The 9,038-nt window shown below is 39.1% G+C and carries 9 protein-coding genes; 3 read left to right on the top strand and 6 right to left on the bottom strand.

Annotated features, from left to right (window positions below; genetic code table 11):
• Nucleotides 1–291: 291 nt before the first annotated feature.
• Nucleotides 292–519, bottom strand: a complete 228-nt coding sequence (locus tag C8322_RS13810; RefSeq protein ID WP_004815297.1) for a hypothetical protein — start codon at nucleotides 517–519, stop codon at nucleotides 292–294.
• Nucleotides 520–632: 113 nt separating this feature from the next.
• On the bottom strand, nucleotides 633–842 hold the full coding sequence (locus C8322_RS13815) for a cold-shock protein (protein WP_004815299.1): 210 nt from the start codon (nucleotides 840–842) through the stop codon (nucleotides 633–635).
• 527 nt (nucleotides 843–1,369) lie between these two features.
• Here C8322_RS13815 and katE point away from each other — a divergent pair.
• Entirely contained in the window at nucleotides 1,370–3,490 is a 2,121-nt protein-coding gene (katE, locus tag C8322_RS13820; RefSeq protein WP_004815302.1) for a catalase HPII, read from the top strand.
• A 215-nt stretch (nucleotides 3,491–3,705) separates the two neighbouring features.
• Here the strand turns inward: katE and C8322_RS13825 are convergent, their stop codons facing one another.
• Nucleotides 3,706–4,251, bottom strand: coding sequence for a serine O-acetyltransferase (locus tag C8322_RS13825; protein ID WP_111810804.1), 546 nt, complete (start codon nucleotides 4,249–4,251; stop codon nucleotides 3,706–3,708).
• 508 nt (nucleotides 4,252–4,759) lie between these two features.
• Here C8322_RS13825 and C8322_RS13830 point away from each other — a divergent pair.
• Nucleotides 4,760–4,984 carry a hypothetical protein gene (locus C8322_RS13830; RefSeq protein ID WP_004815310.1) on the top strand — a complete coding sequence of 75 codons (225 nt, stop codon included), beginning with the start codon at nucleotides 4,760–4,762 and terminating at the stop codon, nucleotides 4,982–4,984.
• 471 nt (nucleotides 4,985–5,455) lie between these two features.
• On the opposite strand, the gene C8322_RS13840 is transcribed toward C8322_RS13830, so the two are convergent.
• The 3 genes from C8322_RS13840 to C8322_RS13850 all read right to left on the bottom strand — a co-directional run bounded on the left by C8322_RS13840 (nucleotide 5,456) and on the right by C8322_RS13850 (nucleotide 7,452).
• The gene (locus tag C8322_RS13840; RefSeq protein ID WP_004815316.1) at nucleotides 5,456–5,806 is read right to left on the bottom strand and encodes a hypothetical protein; all 351 of its coding nucleotides are present in this window, start codon (nucleotides 5,804–5,806) and stop codon (nucleotides 5,456–5,458) included.
• 206 nt (nucleotides 5,807–6,012) lie between these two features.
• The gene (locus C8322_RS13845) at nucleotides 6,013–6,666 is read right to left on the bottom strand and encodes a hypothetical protein (RefSeq protein ID WP_034424957.1); all 654 of its coding nucleotides are present in this window, start codon (nucleotides 6,664–6,666) and stop codon (nucleotides 6,013–6,015) included.
• An 87-nt stretch (nucleotides 6,667–6,753) separates the two neighbouring features.
• Nucleotides 6,754–7,452 carry a DUF3820 family protein gene (locus tag C8322_RS13850; RefSeq protein ID WP_004815320.1) on the bottom strand — a complete coding sequence of 233 codons (699 nt, stop codon included), beginning with the start codon at nucleotides 7,450–7,452 and terminating at the stop codon, nucleotides 6,754–6,756.
• A 345-nt stretch (nucleotides 7,453–7,797) separates the two neighbouring features.
• On the opposite strand from C8322_RS13850, the gene C8322_RS13855 reads away from it, so the two are divergent.
• On the top strand, nucleotides 7,798–9,009 hold the full coding sequence (locus C8322_RS13855) for an alpha/beta hydrolase (RefSeq protein ID WP_004815321.1): 1,212 nt from the start codon (nucleotides 7,798–7,800) through the stop codon (nucleotides 9,007–9,009).
• Nucleotides 9,010–9,038 lie beyond the last annotated feature (29 nt).

Here is a 9,038-nt window from a genome sequence, read left to right on the forward strand (position 1 = left end):
AATATTAACCAAAAAGAAGATCGTTTTTTGATTTATGAAAGAGATCTATTCATTTAAATATGAATATAACGATCATTTTTTGATTTATGAAATAGATCTTATATAGAAGATGTTTTTTTAATAAACAGAATAGTCATTAATGGTAAGTTATTACTCAGAATAAAGTAAAAATTCAAAATATAAAAAAAGGAAGTCCTCTATAAGACACTTCCTCGTAAAATTTTTTTATCGCTATCTTTGATTAAAAATAGCAGGATTCAGATGCATCTTTTTTTCAATGCAAGTAAAGAATTACATGATTCTCTCTTTAAACTTAAAGAGCTCATTACTTTGAGCATAAAAAGACCGACCATCCATATTTAAGTCGACTTCAAGACCTGACTGTAAAAGAACTTTCTTACCAACTTCGACCCATTTAAAGCCTTGGCGAGTATTTTGCTGTTTATTTAATGGAATAAGAGAAACCAGGATTTCAGTGCCATTGGCTGCTTTAGCAATTAAATTATTAAATTGATTCATTGTGTTACCTATTATTTTAATGTTTCTTCTATTTTTGAAAATAGAATAAAACTAGGGATTTCAAAAATTAGAGGGAGCCTGATTTGCAGGCTCCCTCTAATGAATGTTGTCGATTAAAGAGCGACAATATTCACAGCATTAGGACCTTTTTGACCTTCAACAATGCTGAAAGAAACCTGTTGGCCTTCAAATAAAGTTTTGAAACCTGAACTGCTAATTTCTCGGAAATGAGCAAAAACGTCTGGACCTGATTCTTGTTGAATAAAGCCAAAACCTTTAGTTTCGTTGAACCATTTTACTGTGCCAGTAACTGTATTAGACATAAAATAACCTTTTGATTTTTAGTATTTTTCGAATTAAATAAACGAAAATATGCTGAGAATAGGAAAGAATTGAAATGATGATCTGAAAAAACGAATGCTTATAAAATAATTAAAAACGACGATACTTAAAGAAAATAGAATAACAATACTTTGTATTTGATATTCATCATACACTTTATATCAAAATATTCAATAAAAATTCAAAATATTATATAAATAATTAATAAGATATTGTTCATGCATAGCTTATTAATCGTCTTAAGTCCTGCTTGAAGCTATCTAAAGTCGCTACATAGCATTTGCTGAATACAGACTTCTCCTTAAACATTAACTGATCTATACACGGTGTCACAAAGCGCTACAGCTTCTATGTATGCCCCATAGTATTTTAGAAAGGCGCCTAATAAGCGATATAACTCCTTTGAATGTGAGTGAACAATCGCCGTTATTTAAATAATAGAAGATAAAAAACAAAAGCTTAAAGCCAAATTTGTTTTTTATCAAAAGGGTAATAATAAGGAAGTCACATGAAAGAGACCAAGAGTGAGCTAGCAGGTACTGATCGTCCGGATTTGAAAAATCATAATGAGAAGAATGCCCAGCTTGATGCATACCGTCGTGATGCAACTGGGCAGGCTCTGACCACCAACCAGGGGGTGAAAATTTCTGATAACCAGAATAGCCTGAAAGCTGGTACTCGTGGTGGAACTTTGCTGGAAGACTTTATCTTTCAGGAAAAAATGACGCATTTTGACCATGAGCGTATTCCTGAACGTATTGTGCATGCCCGTGGTGTGGCAGCACATGGTGTATTTAAGGCTTATCCTGGCAATGAGCGCTTTACCAAGGCTGGATTCCTGACCGATACTGAGCGCGAAACTCCCATGTTTGTCCGCTTTTCTACCGTACAGGGTCCACGAGGTTCAGCGGATACAGTACGTGATATTCGCGGTTTTGCGATGAAGTTCTATACTCAGGAAGGGGTATATGACCTGGTGGGAAATAATGCGCCAGTATTCTTTATCCAGGATGGAATCAAGTTCCCGGATTTCGTGCATGCGATGAAGCCTGAACCACATACCGAGATTCCTACTGCACAGACTGCGCATGATACATTCTGGGATTTCGTTTCTCTCGTACCTGAAACTGCCCATGCGGTGATGTGGGCAATGTCTGACCGTGCTATTCCACGTAACTTCCGTTCAATTCAAGGCTTCGGTGTCAATACTTTCCGTATGATCAATGCGGATGGTGAAGCAGTCTTTGTTAAATTCCACTGGACACCAAAACAAGGTCTGACCCAGCTGACTTGGGATGAGGCACAAAAACTGGCAGGTCGTGACCCAGATTTTCACCGTCGTGATTTGTATGATGCAATTGAGTCAGGCAATTATCCGGAATGGGAACTAGGTGTACAGATCGTACCTGAAGCCGATGAGCACAAGTTTGATTTTGACCTGCTGGATGCGACTAAACTCATTCCTGAAGAGCTTGTACCGGTTACACCAATCGGTAGCTTTGTACTTAACCGTAATGTGGAAAACTTCTTTGCAGAAACCGAGCAGGTGGCCTTCTGTCCGGCACATATTGTACCGGGGATTGATTTCTCGAATGACCCATTACTACAGGCACGTGTGTTCTCCTATACCGATACACAGTTGATTCGTCTGGGTGGACCAAACTTCCACCAGATTCCAATCAATCAGCCAGTTTGCCCATTCCATAATAATCAGCGTGATGGTTATCATCAGCGTGCGATCCATCGTGGACAGGCCTCTTATGAACCAAATTCTATCGATAATAACTGGCCAACGGAAACCACACCGGCAGCGTCGAATGGTGGTTTCGAAAGTTATGCCGAGCGTATTGACGGACGTAAGATTCGTGAGCGTAGCCCATCATTTAGTGACCACTTTACCCAGGCACGATTGTATTACCGCAGTCTGACGCCATATGAACAACGTCATGTGGTGAATGCTTATGTTTTTGAGCTGAGCAAGGTGCAACGTTTGTATATCCGTGAACGTGAAGTGCTAGAAATTCTGTGCAATATCGATCTGGATCTGGCTCAGCAGGTGGCAATCAAACTGGGAATTGTAATTCCACCAGAAAAACTGAATGTGGAATTGCCGGAAGTAACACCATCTAAACGCATTTCTCTGGAAGCTTTCCCGGCGCCCGATATCAAGGGCAAGAAAATTGCTGTTCTAGTGCATGACAAGGTTAATCAGGCGAATGTGGATGCGGTATTGGCTTGGGCCAAGGAGGAAAGTGCCATTGCTGAGGTGCTCGCTCCGACACCTGCACCTGTATTGAGCAGCAGTGGTGCAGAAGTAATGGCAGATGGTATGCAACGAGGTGAGCCATCAGTACTTTATGATGCTGTTGTCATGGTCGATGGCGATAATTATGACCAGGTGTTGAAAGACGGCACGGCAAAACACTACATCATTGAAGCTTACGTACACTTAAAGCCAATTGTACTCTTGGGTGAAAAAGCTGACCTGATCAATTCTTTAGGTTTGGTCGCTGATGAAGGCACGCTTTCACATCAAGATTTCAAATCCGTCGCTATGGAATTAAAGCAACTGATTATGAAACATCGTGTTTGGGCGCGTGAACCAGTATCAGAAATGATTCCAGGTTAAAACAGCCAAGTCAAAAAAAACTCCCTCAAATTGAGGGAGTTTTTTAAGCTGTATAATTTAAATCAATCAGCTCGTATCTACATCTGTTTATCCACAAATGCATTCTGTTCAAATGCAATCCAAATGAGCGTCACAAAACCTATCCAGATGATTAAAATTCTTATAAATTTTTAGGTTTGATAACTGGATTCATTATTTATTTCAGATGAACTTCTTTATTTTTCACCAGGCGGCCAGCGGCGGTTTACGGAGTTACCTGCATTATTATAATGAATCACTTTGGCATAATTTCCCACGGCTGTGGCATTTTCAGGAATGTCTTTAGTGACCACACTACCAGCACCGATCGTGGCATTGTTGCCAATTTTGACATTATCAATAATGCAGACATTCGGCCCAATATAAACATTATCGCCGATATAGGCTGCCTGTTTCCCGCCATTGGCACCAATGGTCGTAAATTGTGACAGATTCACATTGTTACCAATGATTGTAGTGGGGGTCACTACTACAGGTCCACCATGGCCGATATATAATCCATAACCAATTTGCGTACTGCAATGAATGTCGATGCCGTATTTCTTTTTCTTATAATAAAAAATAGGGTAGGCCAATTTCGCAATAAATGAGTTGGAAGAGGCCAGACGCAACCAGAAGCTAAAATTAAAACCGCGGTTAAACAGATAGTTTTTAATCAGAGATTTTGCTGAAATATTACCGCAATAGCGATACAGATCACTAAGAATAAGTTGCCAGATCATGACTGAGCATCGGATAGAAAAGACAGCGTATTTTGCGCTGAAATGAATAGATTCGGAAGTCAGCAAGACTAGCGGATTTTATATAAATCACAATTGAAAAATTGTATGAATCTACTTTTAGAAATGTAATCAGGACTTGTGCCACCATCAAGTGCAGCCTATATTAAGCTTACGGTAGGTCAAAAAACCATGCGACGCTACCAATAAGTTGGACGGATCAATGACAGTTAGTTGAGCTCGAATTTCGATTCAGGCAATAAATCTAGCACTAGCCATCCAACACAGAGCCCGCAGCGATGCGGGCTTTTTAATGTCTGGTTTTTGGTTTTGTCTGTACGATTAATAGGAGTAGAAACAAACTATTCATTTGGTTTTGCAATCCATCTTATGCCGGAATAATATCCTGCTAAAAAATCTTACATATTCGTTTGAAAGCCTTTTAAATAAATATGTTATAAGAATTTAGAAGATGAGAATTAATAAATCCAATTAAAAGGAGGGCACCGCAATGACAAAAGAGATGATTGATGTGCAAGTCAAAAACCAGTATGGAAAAATCCTTGATGTAAAAGCATTATTGCGCGCCGGTGCCCAGCATAGAGATCCTTCCCAACGTTTAGAACAGCAAGTTGAATACATTGTGGTAGACGATGAAATTATCCGACCAACGATTGAATTACTATTTGCCAGTGAGCAAACAGACTGTATTTATCGTGTTATGGAGCCAAAATAGGAAACTATTTTTCAGTTAAGCCTGGCAATATAGAATCTATAGCTCATCTAAGGATGGGCTATTTTTTTAAATCCTATTATTTCAGATTAACTGATTAAAAATAAATGCCAGCAGATGATAACGAACTAAGGGATGAGGATCGGATACTTCGCTACGGTTTATACGGATTTGTTGGCATACCTGTCCTAAGTCATGTTTTTGTATAAGGAGATATGCTTGAGACAGAGGATCGGGTTGAAGCCTGAGCTGGCGACTTTGAGACTTCAAATTAAAAGCATTCAGGCATTCTTCTATATTTTGGTGAAGCTGAAATAGGACGAGGGCTTGAGTGTTATGTTGATGAGCATATCGCATAATTTAGATTCTATTCTTATCTATTATTATGCACTTAGCTTAACGCGATTTTTAACTCAATGCCTGAATAGTAGATAGTTCAAGCATTGAGTTAATAACTTCCCAATGAGCTTAAACTTAAAAACTTTTTAGAGTGACATTTACATCATAACGACCAAATTCTTCCAGAATCTGCTGAAGCGTTTGTTGTCCCAATGCATCTGCAGCTGCAATTTGTACTTCCTGATTGGTCTTGCTGTCAAAGCATTCAATCATCTGAATCAGCCATTGATGTCCATAGGCAGTTTTCTCAATCAGTATGCGACGTGGTTGCAGCGCATCACTGATCTGGCGAGGCAAGACATACGTGATTGCCAACTGAATATGTTCTAGTTCATCGGCAGCACTGACAAAAGTAATGACCCAATTGCCCACTTTACTGAGCTGCATGGGATTATCAAAGGCATCGAATTCAAGATAGTGTTGCATAAGCGTGGGAAGAATAAAAAGTAATACATTCTATATGGCTTTAAATCCTTAATATAGCTATGCATCTATAGTCGAAAGTAAATGAATACAACTACTTTTGAATGAATTAAAATTATATTTTTCAATTAAATAGAAAAATTTTTTCGCCGGATTTATTCATCTTTAAACTTAAGATAGACTTAAAAAGACTGAATCTATGAAGAGTTTTAAGCCTGAGCACGCAGCATGGATAAAGCATGGCTAATTTGCTTGAACAGTTGGTTTAACTCTTGTGAAGGCATGCGGCTTTCCTGGAGAAGTGTCAACCATTGCACCTGACAGACTTTTAAGGCATTGATATCTGGTGCCTGAGCAATATTTTGAATGTGTTGTTTGGCCAATAAGCCACAGTATTTTTTTAAACTGTCTAGCATCAAGCTGCGTACCTGTTCTTGGTTGAGTGCTATATAGGTAATGTCAGCAGGTACGTCAGGCACGTGGGTCGTGGCAACTAATGTCGTGGTAATCGGCGCTTCAAGATCGGCAGATGAGGCAGGACGGGTGATTGAAGTCTGAATATTTGATTCAGGAAAGTGTGGAAATGAGTCTTTTACTGAGTTATTAGCAGGCGCTGAAGTTTGTGCTGAATCTATACCGACTGCTGTATTTGAAGTCTCTAACTCTTGTACTTCAATCAGTCCTATATCACACAATTGTTGCAGCAAATCATGTGGTGCAATACGCGCTTTAAATTGAGGTGTGAGTAAATCAAAATCCTCAGTGCCAATTAAAACCAAAAGACGTCTTTGACGTGCATTAAGCTCGACATTGCGATGTTGAAGAACATGTAGACCCTTTGCAGTTTTTGAATAGCGCATCATACCTGAATGTCTTATATACAGAGTTCAAGTAGATGCTAATATGAGAAAATTACACTAATATGAAGATTTTGTTAAATTTACTTAAAATTAAAGTGTTGTAATTGCAGTATTTTCTAAAGCCTTACGCAGATAAGGATCGAGATCCTCCTGACGAAGCAGCCATTGCACATAGTCAGCAGGCAGTTCAGCAATCGCAGTGCCACGATGCTTACCAAAATTGATGGTACGTGGAATACGCGCATCTTCAGAAGCTTCATATAGTTCTTCAATACTGCTGATTTTCAGGTGATGCACAATATGCATCAGGATATTTGCGGTCAGAATAATATCCATATCGGCACGATGCGCTTTACGGATCATTTCACGGGCACGGTCACTGCCACGGGTAATCATATAAATCAGGGCAGAGATATTGTGGGCCTCAGCATCTGGCCATACGCGACGAGCCAAAGCGAGCGTACAAATCGCTTTAATATTAGATGAATTTACACCGCATTTTTCTAAGGCTCGAATATCGTAATCAATATTATGACCAATAATATAAGTGGTTTCCTGTGGAAGTTCGAAACTGCTGTAATGTGGTTGTCCTTCCAGATCTGATTCCAGAATATGGTGCACGGCCATGGCTGCAAAAGAAATCGGTTCATCACAGCTATAGAGCTGATCAAACAGTCGGCTTTTATCCAAGCTGATTTTATGGTCCAGAATGTCCACAGGCGCATACGCAATTTCAATCGGCTGACCGTTTAGTGTATGGGTTTCAGTGTCGAGAATGATGGCCTGCATGACGAAAATTTGCCTGAAAAAGGTGAGGATTAAAATCTAACATTATTATTTCACTACTGACAATTGGAATGCCTGATTTTTACTTTTAATTGAAGGCTTTTTGACTGATACAGAATATTTTTAAACTGAACTAATAAATAAAGGTTTTTGTAGTTTTTGTAATTATTTCAAGGGCTTAAGATTATTATGCCGAAATCAATCGAAACTTGGGCTGTATTTGTTAGATAAATAACAAAATAATCTCTTGCCATTAATAGAATAACTTGGGAAATTAATCTCTAGTTTTATCATTTGATAAAACTATAAAAATCATAAGAGACAATAATTAAGACAAGGATAAGATCGATGAAACGTCATGTATTGACTGGTTCTCTACTCGCCCTAAGCGTAGCTTTAACTGCGTGTAATGATAGTGATGATGATGGTAATTATGAGTCCAAACCCGCTATTCCAGTAAATAATATTGCCAATCCAGTTGTAGCAACGCCTGTGGCTTATACCGAAACGGACCTGACTGCTGTTGCCGATGAAAGCGTGGTTATGACTTATAAGATGTTAGGTATCAATAATAACGAAACCCAGGCAACGGCACTGGTTTTCACTCCAAAAGGAACACCTCCTGCGAAAGGTTGGCCGATAGTTGCATGGGCACATGGTACGACCGGTGTGGCTGATCAGTGTGCACCAAGTAAAAATCAGCTTAATAATGACATCACGAATATGATTACTGGTCTCCTTAAGGCTGGATACATTGTCGTTGCACCTGATTATGAAGGCTTAGGAGAGCCGAGTGGCACAGAACTTCATCCTTTCCTTAATCTTAAGAGTGAAGCTTATTCAATTACCGATGCTGTAGTCGCAGCAAAAGACTATTTAGGTTCGGATGCCTCTAATCAATGGATGGCTGTCGGTCATTCTCAAGGTGGTCAAGCGGCTTTAGGCGCTGCCCAATATGCAGCACGTGCTTCTCAAATGACTTATAAAGGTACGGTAGCTTTAGCTCCTGCTTCTAATTTTAGTTTGATTTTGGCAGGTGGTGAGGCTCAAGCTGGACAAGAACCAGATCTGAATAAAAAGATTCAAACTCTAGCATCTTTAGATACTTTTACCGCGCTGATCGTCGCGGGATTGCGTAATCCGAATCCAAATCTGCAATATAGTCAGGTCTTTAAAACACCAACAGATGAGATTGCCAAGAATGCTGAAACAGATTGTTATGATGTATTAGGCAACAAATTTGGTACGGCAATGGGAGCTTATGCTCAAACCAATAGAAATCTGGAAGAATATCCGCGTACTCAAGCTAATTTTATGAGCATTCCAGTGGTAAAGAATTTCCTGGATAAAGACTCTCAGCCTTTACAGGTTAAAGTGTCTACACCTGTGATTATTTATCAGGGAGGGGCAGATAAGACTGTTCCAAAAGCTGCAACAGATGTTTTAGTTAGATCAGCAAATCAGAAACAAACCTCATTAGGATATATTACGAACAATTCATGGGATCACGGCAGTGTCTATACATCGAATATTCCTAATATTATTAGATCTCTTTCATAAATCAAAAAACGATCTTCTTTTTGGTTAAT

The sequence above is a fragment of the Acinetobacter sp. SM1B genome (assembly GCF_003289665.1).
In the GTDB taxonomy this organism is placed as follows: domain Bacteria; phylum Pseudomonadota; class Gammaproteobacteria; order Pseudomonadales; family Moraxellaceae; genus Acinetobacter; species Acinetobacter schindleri.

Excerpts from the sequence above, each read along its gene's own strand:
- C8322_RS13815 (WP_004815299.1), bottom strand. The coding sequence starts at position 842 with ATGTCTAATACAGTTACTGGCACAGTAAAATGGTTCAACGAAACTAAA.
- C8322_RS13825 (WP_111810804.1), bottom strand. The coding sequence starts at position 4,251 with ATGATCTGGCAACTTATTCTTAGTGATCTGTATCGCTATTGCGGTAAT.
- C8322_RS13850 (WP_004815320.1), bottom strand. The coding sequence starts at position 7,452 with ATGCAGGCCATCATTCTCGACACTGAAACCCATACACTAAACGGTCAG.
- C8322_RS13840 (WP_004815316.1), bottom strand. The coding sequence starts at position 5,806 with ATGCAACACTATCTTGAATTCGATGCCTTTGATAATCCCATGCAGCTC.
- C8322_RS13845 (WP_034424957.1), bottom strand. The coding sequence starts at position 6,666 with ATGATGCGCTATTCAAAAACTGCAAAGGGTCTACATGTTCTTCAACAT.
- C8322_RS13810 (WP_004815297.1), bottom strand. The coding sequence starts at position 519 with ATGAATCAATTTAATAATTTAATTGCTAAAGCAGCCAATGGCACTGAA.
- C8322_RS13855 (WP_004815321.1), top strand. The coding sequence starts at position 7,798 with ATGAAACGTCATGTATTGACTGGTTCTCTACTCGCCCTAAGCGTAGCT.
- C8322_RS13830 (WP_004815310.1), top strand. The coding sequence starts at position 4,760 with ATGACAAAAGAGATGATTGATGTGCAAGTCAAAAACCAGTATGGAAAA.
- katE (WP_004815302.1), top strand. The coding sequence starts at position 1,370 with ATGAAAGAGACCAAGAGTGAGCTAGCAGGTACTGATCGTCCGGATTTG.